This window comes from Streptomyces herbicida (genome assembly GCF_032656585.1).
GTDB classification, from domain to species: Bacteria; Actinomycetota; Actinomycetes; order Streptomycetales; family Streptomycetaceae; genus Streptomyces; species Streptomyces herbicida.
In genome coordinates this window covers 391,982-406,049 of record NZ_JAUYWJ010000006.1, presented here as the reverse complement: position 1 = coordinate 406,049, position 14,068 = coordinate 391,982, and the positions used below count along the sequence as shown (strand labels likewise).

Here is a 14,068-nt window from a genome sequence, read left to right as displayed (position 1 = left end):
GCGCCGGCTTCCCCGCCGCAGGCCGAGGCCCCGAGCACCGTCGCCATGGCCACCACCATGAGACCGGCCTTCGTCACGTTCCGCGTCACAACGTCCCCCGCATCCCTGCTTCGTACACAGTCAGCGCACAAGACGACCACAGGGAGCGCACGGTTCCAGCAGGGCGTGCGGGTAGTACTCCGACCGTGGAGTGTGCCTCTGACTTCATCGGGTGGCGCTCAGCCCCTGCGGGCGACGTCCCACCGGAGCCGCAGGCTTCCGTCCCCAACTGCGGTGCGGCGAGAAGGGCCTGCACCTATTCTGCGGCGGTGTGTTCCAGGATTGCGGACACGATCGTCGCCCAGTCAGCTCGCTCGACCCCGTGACCGGCATCCTTCAGAACCAATTGCCTTGCCCCGGGGATCTGTTCCACGAGTGCCTCACCGTGCCGGAGCGGGAACATCGGATCGGCGGTCCCGTGGATCACCAGGGTGGGCACAGCGATCGAGGACAAGGGCGCTTGTGAGAGCTTGTCCTCCGTAAGTGCGTCGTGGTTGCGGGCCGCGGTGAAATCGTGCGCGCGCTCGACGTCGCGACGGACGAGGCTGCGAGCGGCGGTCTCATCGAACGGGCGCCGGCCCCCCGCGAGCAGGCGCGCGTAGGCCACCTGGTAATCGATCACCGAGTCGGCATCCGACCAATCGACGCGAGCGGTCGAGACGAACCGCATGAATGCCTCGGTCGGCGGAGGAAGGTCGCGGTCGCCGGGCACAGCGAAGGACGTGCTGATCAGGACGAGTGAGAGGACGCAATCGGCATGATCGAGCGCGAGCAACTGCGCGAGTGCCCCTCCGGCCGAGACACCCACGACGTGCGCTGCCGGGATCTCATAGGCGTCGAGCACGCGGGCGGCGTCACCGACCAGGTCCACGCCGGTGTATCCGGGACGGCCCGGCTCGTACGTGACCGATCGGCCGGTGTCACGGTGGTCGTAACGGATCACAAAGCGCCCGCCCTCGGCGAGCATCCGGCAAAAGCCCTCCTCCCACCAGAGCATCGAAGCCCCGATGCCCATGATCAGCAGAATGGGCGGATTGGCCGGGTCGCCGAAGGACTCGGTGCACAACTCGATGCCATCCGCCTCGATAACACGCTCGGCCATCGCTGCTTCTCCTCTCCTGTCCCATGGTGCCCAGGTTCCAAGGCACCGGGCAGGCGGAAACCCCAGTAGAAGTGTCCGTGCCGTCGGTGATTCGTTGACGCGAACGATCCGCGCAGTGAATCCACGGAAAGGGAGTTACCCGGTCCTCCAGCGGTCGGGGCCACGGCCGACCACGCGGCACTTGGTCGGCGTGCGTCCTCGGCACGCGAGAGCTGACCACGGCATCCCGGGCAGCCTGATCCACGGACGGCGGCGCGGGCTCGTGGTCGCTGTCGGTGCCGAGGACATTCGCCGGTGAAGGCGTGAGTACAGCCATGACCGGACCGATTTGATGGTGCATCAGTTAAGTGGACGGCACAGGAGGGCGTCGGGGACTCCGTAGTGCAGCCACTTCCAGGTGTAGGCGACGCCGGCGAGGTATTCGTCGTCGGCGCACTGGCCCTTGTAGTAGCCCGGTGCCCAGTCGCTGTCCGTCGAGCCGCCGGTGGTGGGGCGGTTGTCGCCATGGTCGAACCACACGTTGCGGCCGGTGGTGGGCAGCGGTTTGCCGGACGGCGCGCACAGCAGGGCGGACATGGAGTTGCCGTTGACGCTGTAGCCGACGACGAAGGTGTTGTCGGGGCACTGGAGCTTGTTGTAGCCGGAAGCCCAGTCGCCGTGGGTGACGTACCGCTCGTCAGTGACGGTTACCCAGTCACCGGTGGACCTCGCCGGCTGGTTGGCGTCGGTGCACAGCCCTCGGCTGTCGCTGCGGCCGAGACCGACCACCCGCTGTGAGTCCGGGCAGTTGCCCTTGCGGTTGCCGGGGCTCCAGTCCGGCTTGGCGAGCATGCGGGTGGAGACGTTCTGGTCGCCGAAGTCGAGGTTGAGCATGTTCCAGCGGTTGACCTGGGGAACCGTGCCGGTGCGACCGGGTGCGTCGATCAGCTTCTTCCAGTCGGCCGCGCGCCAGTCGCCGGGGTCGTCGAGGCTCAGCCGCTTGCCGGTGGTGTCGTACGAGACAAGGGCCCAGTTGTCCTGCGGCTTGCCTTCGGCATCGGTCCAGCCGACCAGCGGCCAGATGGCGAAGTCCGTGTCGTTCCTGACCAGGAGGTCGGTGAAATGGTCGAACCAGGCCTGTTCCTTGGCGTCGGTCGCACCACGGCCCGCGACCCCGAACTCGCTGACCCAGACCGGAGCGGTGAAGTGCTGGCCGGACCGCGTGACGAACAGGGCCTGGTCGTTGACGGCCCTGGCGAGTTCTTCCGGCGTGAGGTCGTGGTAGCGCGCGTCGTGGGTCGAGCCCCAGCCGCTGTCGTCCGCGCCGGTGTGGGCCGGTCCGGTGTAGCCGTAGAAGTGGGCGGCGTAGACGAGCTTCCCGGAGGTGATGAGGGTGTGGGAGAGGGTGGCGACCGGGGTGAGCATCGGCCGGCCGTGGCTGAAGAGGTCCGAGGGGACCCCCTGCCAGTTGATGCCCTCCATGATGATCAGCATGTCGGGGTCGGCCTGCAGGATCTTGTTGCCGGCCTCCTCGAAAGCGGCGTACAGGTCCTTGTCGTTGCCCCAGCCCCAGTTGGGGTTGTCCCAGGTGTCACGGCGGACCTCGTTGCGCAGGTCCGCGCCGACCACTCGCTTGTTCGCCTTGTAGCGGTTCACCAGGAACAGCCAGTCGTCCACCCACTGCTGGGTGGACTGGCCGCTGTTCCACCGCTCGTTGCCGTCCAGGCCGCAGCAGAATCGGTAGCTGGTGGTGTGGTTGTTCAGGATGACCGCGAAACCGTCGGCGGTCAGCGCCTCTACGACCGCGTCGAAGACCTGCAGGGGGGTCTTGCCCGTCAGTTGCGGGTTGGCGGCGACGGCGGCGTCCGGCACCGGAGTGGTGTCGTGGATCAGCGCGTTGGCGAAGGGCAGCCGGATGCTGTTGAGGCCCAGGCTGCGGAAGTCGGCGAGGATCTTCGCCATCGGCGTCCGGTCCAGTCCCAGAGGTATGTTGTGGGACATCTGATGGGCCTGGTGGTTCGCCGGGTCGCTGACGTCTCCGCTGCCTTCCCAAGTGCCCTGGGCCCCTGCCCAGTTGCCTGCCTTCAGCTTGAAGCGGTTGCCGGAGGCATCGACGATGTAGCGTCCTCGGGTGCTGAGCGGGCCGGTCCATGACGCGGCAAGCTGGGCGCCGGTCAGGGGAGTTGGGACAGTGGGCCGGGTTGCCTCGTCGGTCAGGGGCGTTGCCAAGGAGTCGACGGCCAGTCCGAGGCTGAGCACGGTCAGGGTCGTCGTGACGGCCAAGGCCCGCGCGAGCAGTCCTCGGCCGACGCGGGCCGATCTGTCGGATCTCATGATTGTTGCCTCCAAAGGGATGAGGGGGGTGGGCAACTGTCCTGGTCCAGCACTTGTGGTGGAAGTTTCTCCGGGCCGTCGCGCGGGCGCTGGGCCGAGGACGAGGGAGTCACGGCCGTACTTCCCCACCGCCGACTCCCTCGATGTCCGGTGTCAGGCGTTCTGCGCCAGGGAGGGAATGGGTATCCGTCGAAGCTCCCGTGGCAGTCGTACGCAGTTCTCCGGGCTGCGCAGGCGTGCGCCGCGACGTCGGCGTGGCGGAAGCGGTCCGGCGCCGGGGCGAGTGCGGTTTCCCCGTGCGGATGCCGGGGCCTGCTGTCGGCGCCGATATGCACGGCGTACACGCCGCCCGGAGTCCGCAGGGCGACAAGCGCGCCGGCACGATCGAAGGAGACGGACGTGGGTGTGGACGGCACAGGTGTTGCCCCATCAAGTGAGCAGCGACAGTGGGGATTTGACGCGGACCGGATGGCCGGCCCTGAACGTACGGCTCCAGTGGGTCACGGAGGTGGCCAGAGCGTAGGGAACGGCGGGACCGCAAATCAATACTGGACGAAGTTATTTATTTCCCAGTACGTTGCCGCCGTGCTCCCGTACCACGCGCATCCGCTGGTCACAGCGCCGGCCGGCGCCGCCGTCCTGGCCCTGCTGCTCGCCGAAAGCCCGCTCAGCCGGGTCGAACTCGCCCGCCGCACAGGCTTGTCCTCGACCGCGGTGACCAAGGCCGCGAGGCCGCTCATCGACGGCGGTTATCTGCGTGAACTCCCCCCGGAACGCACCGCTCCGGGGGCCGGACGCCCCGTCAACCCACTGGCTGTCATCCCCCATCGTGAATTCTTCGTCGGGGTGAAGATCAGCGCCGACACCCTGGACGGCACGGTCTGCGACCTCCAAGCCCGAATGCGCGCCACCACCCACCGCCCGCTCGGCGACCGCGACCCGGACGCCGTATGCGCGTTGCTGGCCGATCTGGTAGCCGAACTGCTCGATACGGAAACCGAGTTCAGGGCCCGTACCCGCCATCTGGGCATTGCGGTCTCCGGGGACGTGGACCGCCAAGACGGCCGTGTCCGCTACTCCGTCCGCCCCGGCTGGCGTGATGTGCCGCTCGCCGAGAAACTGACCAGGGCAACCGGCCTGACCGTCACGGTCGAGAACGACGTCAAGGCCCTGACCACCGCTGAGCACTGGTTCGGCGAGGGCATCGGCACCGAGAACTTCGCGCTGGTCACCATCGGCTCCGGGATCGGCTCCGCCATCGTCGTCAACGGCGAGCTGCTCACCGGGGCGTACGGGGTCGCCGGCGAGTTGGGGCACGTCTGCGTCGACCCGTCGGGCCCCCGGTGCCACTGCGGCGCGGTCGGCTGCGTGGAGGCCATCGCCTCCAGTGACGCGATTCTCGCTACCGTGCGCCGCGCCGTCGGCGATCCGGACCTGGACTTCGACCGTGCCGTTCAGCTCGCTCGCGGTGCAGATCCTGCCGCGGGCGAAGCCTTCGTGCGGGCCGGCCGCGCCATCGGCATCGGTATCGCCACCTTGGTGAGCCTGGTAGGCCCCCAGCGCGTCGTCGTGACCGGAGAGGGAGTTGACGCATATGACCTGTTCGCCACGCACATCAAGGAGGCCTACGCCGCACACTGCTTCAAAGCGGCGGCAGAATGTCCGCTGACCGTGCGTCCGCTGCCTTGGCAGGAGTGGGCCCGCGGCGCCGCCGTCGCCGGCATCCAGGCGCTCTTCCCCTGACACAAGGGACCATCCCGGTCCCGGGCATCCGGGACCGGGACCATGAGCATCAGCGGCTGTCCTCCCAGACCGAGGCGCTCGGGATCACTGGCAGCCGACTGCTGTTGCTCGACTCGCGGGCAGGGCCGCAGGGAAGTCACGATGGCCTCCGTGATCTCTTGTCCCTGACGCTCCCAGCAACGTTCAGTCGACCCAGACGACCACAGCCATGCCCTGCCGGCTGGCGATGCCGTAGAAGCTCTGCAACAGGGCGAAGTGCTCAGCGAGATACGCACGTGGGTCTCCAGTGAATGCCGAGAACCCGCCGGCTTTCCGGTAGGCCGAGAGCGTCTCGAGCAAGGAGTCGATTTCCATGGCAGCGAGCACGCGGGCCACCTCGGTTACTGCCGCAGGGGCCAGCAGGGCGGGAGGGCCATCGAAGCCGTCGTAGAACTCAGGATGGTCGAGGAAGACGACCGGCTCGTTGAGATCCCTGCCGATGCTCCGCTCAAGGGTGCTGATGTGCTGCCGCTCCTCGGGCTGCATCCGCCGATGGAAGGCGAGCAGTTCTGATCCGACAGAGCAGTGATTTTCACCCGCGCGCAAAGGCGCAGTACCTGGGTCAGTGGGTCCACCACAGCACCGACTCATGGATGGAAAACCGCTGCTGCTCGCCGTACGTCTTTGCTTCCCTCCATGTGTAGACGGAGCCGGCCCGCCACGGGCAGCCGCGCGCTGTGCGACAGCTGCCCGTGGCGACCGTCTCTTTGATGCCCTCCAAGAGGGTGCTGCTCAGGGTGACAACGACCCACCGCATTCTCGATCTTGCTGCTGCGGCCCCCACCAGCGGCGTGGCCGAACTGCGGCTGCTCGTGCCGTTGTTCGATTGTGCGTCTCAGTTGGTCAGTCCGCGACCCGTGTCGCGTGTGGCTCCGAGGGTGTCGTCCAGCCAGTCGTATATGCGGGCCAGGGCCAGCCGCTGAGCGCCGGCCTGGCAGTGGGCGTCGGCACCCTCCTCCGCCGTGAAGTTGAGGAAGGTCTTGGGGCAGGTGAGGTCGTCATAGAGCTGCCTGGCCTGTCCGGCGAAGAACAGGTCCTCGGCGGCGTCGCAGATCAGGGCCGGACACCGGATCTGCGACGCGATGCCGTCGCGGAGGTGGTAGTCGAGGTAGGCGGCGCCGAACGTCCGGGGGGTGGGTGCGCCCATGACATACATGCCGTGGTTGATCGCCCAGCGCAGCACCGGGTTCTCGGTGGTCATGTGCTCGAGCCGGGCGTCGAGCTCCGGATCGGCGTCGGCGCGCAGCCGGCGCTCCATCTCGCTGCGCTCGCCGGGCAGCAGGTCGGTGACCGCGGGGCCCAGGTCGTAGACGCCGTCGAGGGCGATCACCGCCGCCAGACGGTGGTCGAAGGCCGCCGCCCTGGGGGCGAGGAGGCCGCCCATGCTGTTGCCGAGCAGGGCGACGCGGCGGCTGTCGACCTCGGGCAGCTTCATGGCGAAGTCCAGCACCGGACCCACCACGTTCTCCCAGTCGGGGCGGAAGACCAGGCCCTCGCGGTGCAGTGGTCCTGGCTGACCGGGACCGTCGAAGACGAGCACGGTGTAGCCGCGATCGACGCCGGCCATCGCTCCGAAGAAGTGCATCTCCTCCGCGGTGCCGTCGAAGCCGTTGTGCATGACCACGGTCGGGCGGGGCTGTCCCGAGGTGCCGGCCCGGTAGAGGTAGCCGGGCAGTGTGGTGCCCTCGTACGGGATCTCGACCGGCTCTATGCGGGGGCTGAAGAGGGCTGCCGCCGACCGGAAGCACTCCACGGAGCGGTCGTAGGCGTGCTCGTGCCTGGGGTCGCAGGGGTGGCCGTGCAGGAAGAACTCGGCGGACCGGTAGTAGTTCGAGGCCCGGAGGAAGCCGTCCCGGGCGCTCACCGGGTGGCCCGCCCCCAGGGCCCGTGCGGCCTCGCCGGCCACCCGGTCGGCTGTGGCCAGCCACGCGTCGTGCCAACTGCCGTAATCGCCCTCGGTGATACGCCCGCTGGTGGCCACCACCTCCCCGAAGTCGGCGCCGCCGTAGGCGATATGACCGAACGAGCGCAGAGTCTCGTACCAGAACTGGGCGTCACCGGGAAACAGCAGTCGTTCCATGAAACTCCTCCTTGACGTCGATGTTGTTGTGAGGGACGGACCGCGGTCACACGGCGGTGGCAACCACATGCGGCCGCATGGCTACGAGGCCGGTTCAGCCTCGGTAACCGGGGCGGAGCGCCACCCGGTGACCGTCGGCCGAAAGGCTCATGGAGCTCAGGCTCCCCGCAGGTGGTGTCCACTTTCCAGGCCCGCCGGGGGCGGTAGCTGTCCAATGCTGTCCACTTGTACTCAGCATCAGCCGGGGCCCGGTACCGCAACTCGACGCGGTCGGCGTGCTCGGCGAGCCAGGCACGGACAGCATCTGCTGCTGTTTCCACTTGTCATACCGACGAAGAATCTGACATTCAATATGCATAAAGCGCGGGATTGCAGGGAGTCGCCGCAAGTCGAGCATAAAAGAACGCGCGAACGAGCCGGCCAGTAAGTGAGACTGTATGAGTTACCGCTTACATATTCCACTGACATGCCGAATGGGAAGATAGTAGAGGGGAAATACTGGACTCCGAACAGGAGGTTCGCCATGTCCTGTCCGCCGTCGGTTGATGCGCGTAAAGCGCTGGATTTCCTCAGAACCAGTGGTCTGATCGATCTCAGCGCTCCCCTGGAGCGCGTGGTCGGCCAAGTCAGCCAGCTGGACGATGTCGCGGGCTATGTGCTGGCCTGGGAACGCTACGTCTTGGTCGTCGCCAACGAAGTAGCGGACACTCCCGCGGCCGCAGAAAGCTGACCCGCTGAAACTCAAATCAAGGTGACTGCCGGGAGGATCGTCAGTGGAAACAGAAGAGCCCGGCGTCCGGTCATCTCAAAGGCGCGCGGTGGAGGACCGGGCAGTTGCCTGGCTCGCTGCGCGCCGGGCCATGCTCGACCCACGGCACACCCATTCGGATACGGTCCTGTTCACCCGCAAAGCCCTGATCGAGACAGCGTTCCTCGTGGGGCTGCGCGCCCGACTCGATGACGCGCCCCTCGACGGTGGCTATGCGGCTATCCTCCAGCAGGTTGCAGACGTTGCCGGTAGGCCCTCGTACCGCGAGATGGTGGCGCAGGACGAGGAGGCCCTCCTCCTGTACGCGGGCACGTACGCCGCACTGCGGCTGTGCGGCCGTGAGGACCTGGAGTTCAGGCGCATCATCCAGCAAGCTGCGGCGGGCGGATACGCGGCGGCGTTCGAGCGGGTTCCGTACCGCCAACTGGACCTTCTCCACACCCTGTACCTGTGCGGCATCGAACATGACCTACCGGCCATCGACGCAGTGCTGCCGTTCACACTCCTGTGCCAGAACCCGAACGTCCTCAAGCTCGCCGACCGCGACATCTACGCCGTCACCCACACCATCTTCTACGCTACCGACTTCGGCAGGCGCACACCTGTCTGGCCCGGCGACTACAGCTCCGGCTCAGCCGTCGAACTCCTCGAAGCACTCCTCATCCTGGCCGAAGCCCGCACGAACGCCGACCTCGTCGGAGAACTCCTGTGCTGCCTGTACTGCCTCGGTGTCAACGACTCTGACGCTGCAGACCGAGCCTGGGCCTTCCTGGAATCTGTCCAGGAAGACAATGGACGAGTCAACGGCCCCGAAGGCATCATCCATCCCGGCATCGACAAGGGGAACGAAGACTTCCGGCACTGGGCAGAGGGCTACCACACCACCATCGTCACCGCCCTCGCCGGTCTACTGAGGCGAACGCCACGGCGGCGCACTGGCCCACGCCCGAACCTGCCGACTGCGGAAGTCGCCCTGACGGCACCCCTGCGGCGTGCTGTGGTGTGGCTGTGCGACCAAAGCTTGGAACAGGACCCACGCGTGGGGATTGCCGGAGTCACGGCCGCCGCCATCGGGGCCGCCGCAATCCAGGAACACCACCTCGCCAGACCGGCCCTCGAGCACTACGCGGCTGTCCTCTCGGAAGCACCCCGTACTCTCTGGCAGGAACAGGGCATGGAAGTCGCCGGAGAATTCGCCCTGGCCCTGCACGCGGCAGGAGCCAACTGTCCGTCCCTGAACGACTTCCTCAAAGCCACAGCGGACGTCGTCAGCTCGCTCCGCACTGTCCCCGCCGATATCGCGGACGGTTTGCACCGGCTGATCAGCCTCGGCTTCCTCGGCCCATCAGCCGCCGCAGTCATCCCCCAGCAATCCACACCGTACGAGCAGCGTTCCTACCCTCTGCAGGCTGCCAGCTCTCTGTGCGAAGCGAGAAAGACCTACAACCTGGGCCAACTCGCCGGCACCATCCGCACCCTCGCGCAGGGCGGATGGGGACGGCACCGCATCACCCAGGACGCCGTCGCCCTCCTCCTCGCCCAGCAGAACATCACCGGAGCATTCGGCTACCCCACGAGCGACAACAAGCTGGCACGCGGGCAGGCCCAGCGCTCCTGGACCCGAAGCGCAGTGGCAGCCCTCGCCATCGTGGTAAGAGCCAGCCACAAGGAGCACTGACGTTGCCTCAACACCGGGCGCCCGCAGCGCATCGGAGTTGCAGGACCGCTCGCCGGGCCGGTAGTTCGTGATGGAGATCTGCGTGCCGGAGCCGTCGCCGTCTCGGCGACGCCAGTGACATCGGCCGTGGGCACGTAGACCGTCGAGGCTGGACCGACCGTGCGTCTCGACGCGCCGATGGTGTCGTCGGTCGCCTGGGCCCGCGGCTCCACTTGGGTGGCCCAGGCATCGTCGGACTCCATGAGGAAGCCTGCGAACGGCAGGATCAGATCAATGCCTGCGTCGGGGACCGGGAACGCACTCACCCCGCTCCCTCGTCGCTGTTGCCCTCGTCCGCCGGCCGCATACCATCGGCCCGCCACCGCGAGGAGAGGCGTCATGCCGGATCCGGACGCGGCGGACAAGCACAGGAGCGGCGGTGCGCCCCGGAGGCAGGCAGCCGGCGGCCTCGGCCCATGGGTGGCGGTTTCTACGCCCAGGCCGAGGTCCGAGGGAAGGCGCGTCAGAAGCGGGGCGCTTCCGGTGTGAGCTGCGGTGTCGGGACGATGCGCTGGTTCACGCCGGGGCTCTGGCGACCGGACGTCGTACAGGTGACGTCCTGTGCCGGAAGCTTTCCGTTGCTCAGGTAGGCGTTGACAGTGCGGTTGGCGCAGGAGCGCGGGTCTTCGGAGTAGACGCCGTGGCCCTCGCCTCCCTTGACGTACACCATGCGCGAGCCCTTCAGGGCGTGGTGCATGCCCAGGCCGCTGATCAGGGGTGTCTGGGGGTCCCACTGGTTCTGGACGGTGAGCAGGCCGACGTTGTTGTCCACCGCGGTGACCGGCTCGGCCGGCTTGTCCCAGAACGCGCAGGGCGTGATGTTGGAGCCGAAGTCGCCGTAGAGCGGGTACTTGGCCTTGTCCCGGATCGCGTCACGCCGGTACTGCTCGACATCGCGCGGCCAGGCTGCGGTGTCGCCGCAGACGACGGTCCAGAAGACGGCGGAGCCGTTGTCGGCCGGTGGCTGGGCGGCGCGAGCCGGGGACCGGCGCGCTCCCTGCCGGCCGTCCGGCGCGGGGGAACGATGGGGGGCCGAGTGACCGTCGGCGGCCCTCTTGAGGTCGACGACCGTCTCGGCCGCAGACTTGGGGCTGAAGAACTCAGCGCGCAGGACGGCACGGATGTCGTCCCCGGTGCGCTTTTCGCCACCGACGTCGATGGGAGTGCGGTCGGCCCGGGCGATCAGGTCCCAAAACGTCTTCTTCACCTTGGCCGGGGTGTTGCCGAGTTTGTAGGTGCGATGGCGCTGTGCAGTCCACTTCGTCCAGCGGGTGAACGCCGGCTCGGTGCCCTCCGCCCAGACCTGGATCATGCCGCGCCAGACCCGTGCGGGGTCGACCGCGCTGTCCAGCACGAAGCGATCGGTCCGCTCGGGGAACATCTGCGCGTAGACGGCGCCCAGGTACGTGCCGTAGGAGTAGCCCAGGTAGGAGATCTTCTTCTCACCCAGAACGGCGCGAATGACGTCCATGTCGCGGGCGGTGTTGCGGGTGGTGAAGTAAGGCAGCTTGTCGCCGTTCTTGGCACGGCACTTGTCGGCCACGGTCCGGGCCCACTTCACGTCATTGCTGAACGTCCGCGGCCTGTAGGGGTGTTCGATGTTCTCCTGCGTGGTTGTGAGACCACACGTGAGCGGGCTGCTGCGCCCCACGCCGCGCGGATCGAACCCGATGAGGTCGTACTGCTCACGGACCTTCTTGGGCATCGTTTCCTTCATCATGGCCGGCATGTCCAGGCCCTCGCCGCCCGGACCGCCGGGGTTGAAGAAGATCGCGCCGTGCCGCTTGCCCGGGACACTGGTCTTCATACGGGAGATGGCCAGTTTGATCGTCTTGGAGTCGGGGCGGCTGTAGTCGAGCGGGACTTTGATCGTCGCGCACTGGAATGCAACGGGCAGTGACGGGTCGCACCGGTGCCACGCCGGCTTCTGGTTCTCGAATCTCTGCAGCGGTTCCGCCGCGGATGCCTGCGCCGGAGCAAGGGCGGGGATCAGAGTTGCCGTGACCCCCACAGCGAGCAAGGGCGCCATGCGTCCTATCCGCACGATGGCCGTACCTTTCTATCAACTTCTGTGACAGCACGACGATTTCGTGTCCACGTCGGCGGACGAATCCATCTGCAGGGCGGTCTTGCTCCGACTCCCGGAGTACTCAGAAACAGACGTGCGGATGAGAACCCAGACGGGCTGATTGCCATCCGCACCGGCCGGTCCCGTCGAGGCGGGAGCCCACATGAGGCACCTGTCGAAAAGCTGCAGGCCGTTGTAGGCAGCCTGAGTTGGAGGGCGGCGTGTGCAAGGAGTGCAGTGCCCGCCAGGGAACGGAGCCCGCTTGATGGGGTGCTCCGCCCCCAACTGCCTTCCCTTCGACCGACCGTCCGCCCCACCGGCTCACCGGCTGAGGTACTCCAGGCCGTAGACGCGGGTGGACGGGGACAAGTCCGGCCTCATCAACTCCGCGGAGAACGCCGGCGTCACAAGGGCAGGACCGAAGCACGGACAACCCCCCGGTTGGAGCCCGCTAGGGCTTCTCCGGCTTGATGGTGCCTCGGACGTGAACGCCGGCGGCGCCACTGACCCGGACCGTGCCGTCCGCATCGGCGGTGATCTCGGTGCTGCCGGCCCGTCCCAGACGCGCGCCCCGGGAGACCCGGTAGGTGGAGGGTGCGGCGCCGGTGCCGGTGAGCCACTGCCCGACTCGGCGGAAGCGGCGGCATGCCCGAGGACCCCGCCTCCAAGACCTGGTAAACGGCCTACTCCAAGGGCGGACACTGCGGCGTGCCGAGGGCTGCCGACCTGGATTCCGGTGGACCGCCGCGCTCGGTGAAGAGGGCACTGTCTGGCTCACAGCAAAGCCGTGAGGTTCTCCACGCTGCGGCGGCCCTCACGCCGTACGCCCAGGGGGATCAGGGCCGCGCGGGATGGCAGCCGCACGCCCCCGGTGAACGCGACCCGGGTGCCGGCGCCTTCGGGCGTGGCCGCCACGCCGATCAGCAGGAACCGGCTCTGCAGCCAGCACCAGCCCGGCCGCTGGACTCCGCGCAGCCGGGCCCGCATTCCGTACCTGCTGCGTGCCAGCGCCTCGACCCGTTCACCCTCTCGGCGGACCACGCGCAGCCGTTCCATGTCGGTCACGACCTGTCCGAACCCGCCCTCAAGGTCGCCCAGCAAGGACCAGACCCGTTCGAAGGGGGCGTCGACGTGTGCCTCGGTCACGTGGGCGCCGCGGATGCCGGCGGCCAGGGCGTGCAGGCGGCGTACGGGGTCGAGGTCGGTGGTGGGCCAGAGCTCTTTCATGACGTCCACGCCTTCCGGAAGGTGTCGCGGGCCCGGTGCAGCCGCGACTTGACGGTGCCCGCGCGCACACCGAGCAGGGCGGCGGCGGTGCGCTCGTCCAGACCCTCCATGTCACGCAGCATCAGCACCGCACGGTGCTCGGGTGACAGACGCGCCAGTACGTCTCTGATGTCGGCGCCGAGTTGGGGGTCACCGCGTGCCGGGAGCGCGCTGAGGTCGGCCGGTACTGTGCGGGCGGCGCGGTGCGCGGTGCGGACCGCCTCGCGCACGGCGATGGCACGGACCCAGCCGTGCAGGGCGGCCGGTTTCTTCAGGGTGCGCAGCGACTTGAAGACCGCGACCAGGGCCTCCTGTGCCGCGTCCTGCCCCTGGTCCAGGGCGATGGGCGTGCAGACGCGGACCACGAACGGGGCCAGGAGGTCCAGGAGTTCGGCCATGGCGAGGGTGTCGCCGCGCTGGGCGGCTCGCACGAGCCGGACCGCTCGGTCATCAGGTCGCTCATCGGGCACGGACCTCATCCTTCCACCGCGCCACGCGCAGGGCGGCTACGGCCAGGACCGCGCACAGCGGGGTGTAGAGGGCGAGGTTGAGCCAGTAGAAGGCGGTGCCTGTCTCCTTGGCGAACAGCCAATAGATCCCCGCCAGGGCGCGCAGCGAGAGGCCCGCGGCCACGGCCAGGGTGCCGAGACGGAGGATCAGGTGGCGGGGGCGGCGGGAGTGGGCGAGGACCAAGGCGGCGGCGGTGAGGAGGAGGGCGACGAGAGGGAGCAGGATCGGCGGTGTGAACGGCACGTCCGTACCGAGAACCGCTTGCGACAGGCTCCCGGCGTCGGCCGCGGGCCAGGTGGCGCCCGTCGTCCAGTACAGGTGGAGCAGGGCGTCCACGGTGAGCACCGAGGTGACGAGCGTAGCTGCGCGGGTGGGGGCGGGGGTGTATGGCCGGTACGACATGGGTCCTCCTGCGGTGACTT

Annotated in this window: 11 protein-coding genes; 3 read left to right on the top strand and 8 right to left on the bottom strand. The window is 68.0% G+C overall.

All coding sequences use genetic code 11. The annotated features are described in order from the left end of the window. Nucleotides 1-295 precede the first annotated feature (295 nt). Entirely contained in the window at nucleotides 296-1,141 is an 846-nt protein-coding gene (locus Q8A52_RS16155; RefSeq protein WP_316752526.1) for an alpha/beta fold hydrolase, read from the bottom strand. A 339-nt stretch (nucleotides 1,142-1,480) separates the two neighbouring features. Further along, nucleotides 1,481-3,454, bottom strand: coding sequence for a glycoside hydrolase family 5 protein (locus Q8A52_RS16150; RefSeq protein ID WP_316752523.1), 1,974 nt, complete (start codon nucleotides 3,452-3,454; stop codon nucleotides 1,481-1,483). Between the two features lie 585 nt (nucleotides 3,455-4,039). On the opposite strand from Q8A52_RS16150, the gene Q8A52_RS16145 reads away from it, so the two are divergent. Beyond that, nucleotides 4,040-5,197: an ROK family protein gene (locus tag Q8A52_RS16145; protein WP_316752521.1), complete on the top strand. Its 1,158-nt coding sequence runs from the start codon at nucleotides 4,040-4,042 to the stop codon at nucleotides 5,195-5,197. A 183-nt stretch (nucleotides 5,198-5,380) separates the two neighbouring features. On the opposite strand, the gene Q8A52_RS16140 is transcribed toward Q8A52_RS16145, so the two are convergent. Next, nucleotides 5,381-5,722, bottom strand: coding sequence for a DUF1877 family protein (locus tag Q8A52_RS16140; RefSeq protein ID WP_316752519.1), 342 nt, complete (start codon nucleotides 5,720-5,722; stop codon nucleotides 5,381-5,383). A gap of 349 nt (nucleotides 5,723-6,071) precedes the next feature. Further along, nucleotides 6,072-7,316 carry an alpha/beta hydrolase family protein gene (locus tag Q8A52_RS16135; protein ID WP_316752517.1) on the bottom strand — a complete coding sequence of 415 codons (1,245 nt, stop codon included), beginning with the start codon at nucleotides 7,314-7,316 and terminating at the stop codon, nucleotides 6,072-6,074. Nucleotides 7,317-7,839: 523 nt separating this feature from the next. Here Q8A52_RS16135 and Q8A52_RS16130 point away from each other — a divergent pair. Together Q8A52_RS16130 and Q8A52_RS16125 are read left to right on the top strand one after the other, a co-directional pair. Next, entirely contained in the window at nucleotides 7,840-8,046 is a 207-nt protein-coding gene (locus Q8A52_RS16130; RefSeq protein WP_316752513.1) for a hypothetical protein, read from the top strand. 43 nt (nucleotides 8,047-8,089) lie between these two features. Then, nucleotides 8,090-9,763, top strand: coding sequence for a DUF6895 family protein (locus tag Q8A52_RS16125; RefSeq protein ID WP_316752510.1), 1,674 nt, complete (start codon nucleotides 8,090-8,092; stop codon nucleotides 9,761-9,763). Between the two features lie 502 nt (nucleotides 9,764-10,265). On the opposite strand, the gene Q8A52_RS16120 is transcribed toward Q8A52_RS16125, so the two are convergent. From Q8A52_RS16120 to Q8A52_RS16105, 4 genes are all read right to left on the bottom strand, one after another. Then, nucleotides 10,266-11,831 (bottom strand): alpha/beta hydrolase, encoded by a 1,566-nt coding sequence (locus tag Q8A52_RS16120; protein WP_316752507.1) that lies wholly within the window; start codon nucleotides 11,829-11,831, stop codon nucleotides 10,266-10,268. Between the two features lie 813 nt (nucleotides 11,832-12,644). Beyond that, nucleotides 12,645-13,097: a hypothetical protein gene (locus Q8A52_RS16115; RefSeq protein ID WP_316752505.1), complete on the bottom strand. Its 453-nt coding sequence runs from the start codon at nucleotides 13,095-13,097 to the stop codon at nucleotides 12,645-12,647. Then, nucleotides 13,094-13,615, bottom strand: coding sequence for an RNA polymerase sigma factor (locus tag Q8A52_RS16110; protein ID WP_316752502.1), 522 nt, complete (start codon nucleotides 13,613-13,615; stop codon nucleotides 13,094-13,096). The genes Q8A52_RS16115 and Q8A52_RS16110 overlap by 4 nt, the downstream gene beginning before the upstream one ends. Then, nucleotides 13,596-14,048, bottom strand: coding sequence for a DUF3995 domain-containing protein (locus tag Q8A52_RS16105; RefSeq protein WP_316752499.1), 453 nt, complete (start codon nucleotides 14,046-14,048; stop codon nucleotides 13,596-13,598). Before Q8A52_RS16105 ends, Q8A52_RS16110 begins: the two co-directional genes overlap by 20 nt. Between the last annotated feature and the right edge of the window lie 20 nt (nucleotides 14,049-14,068).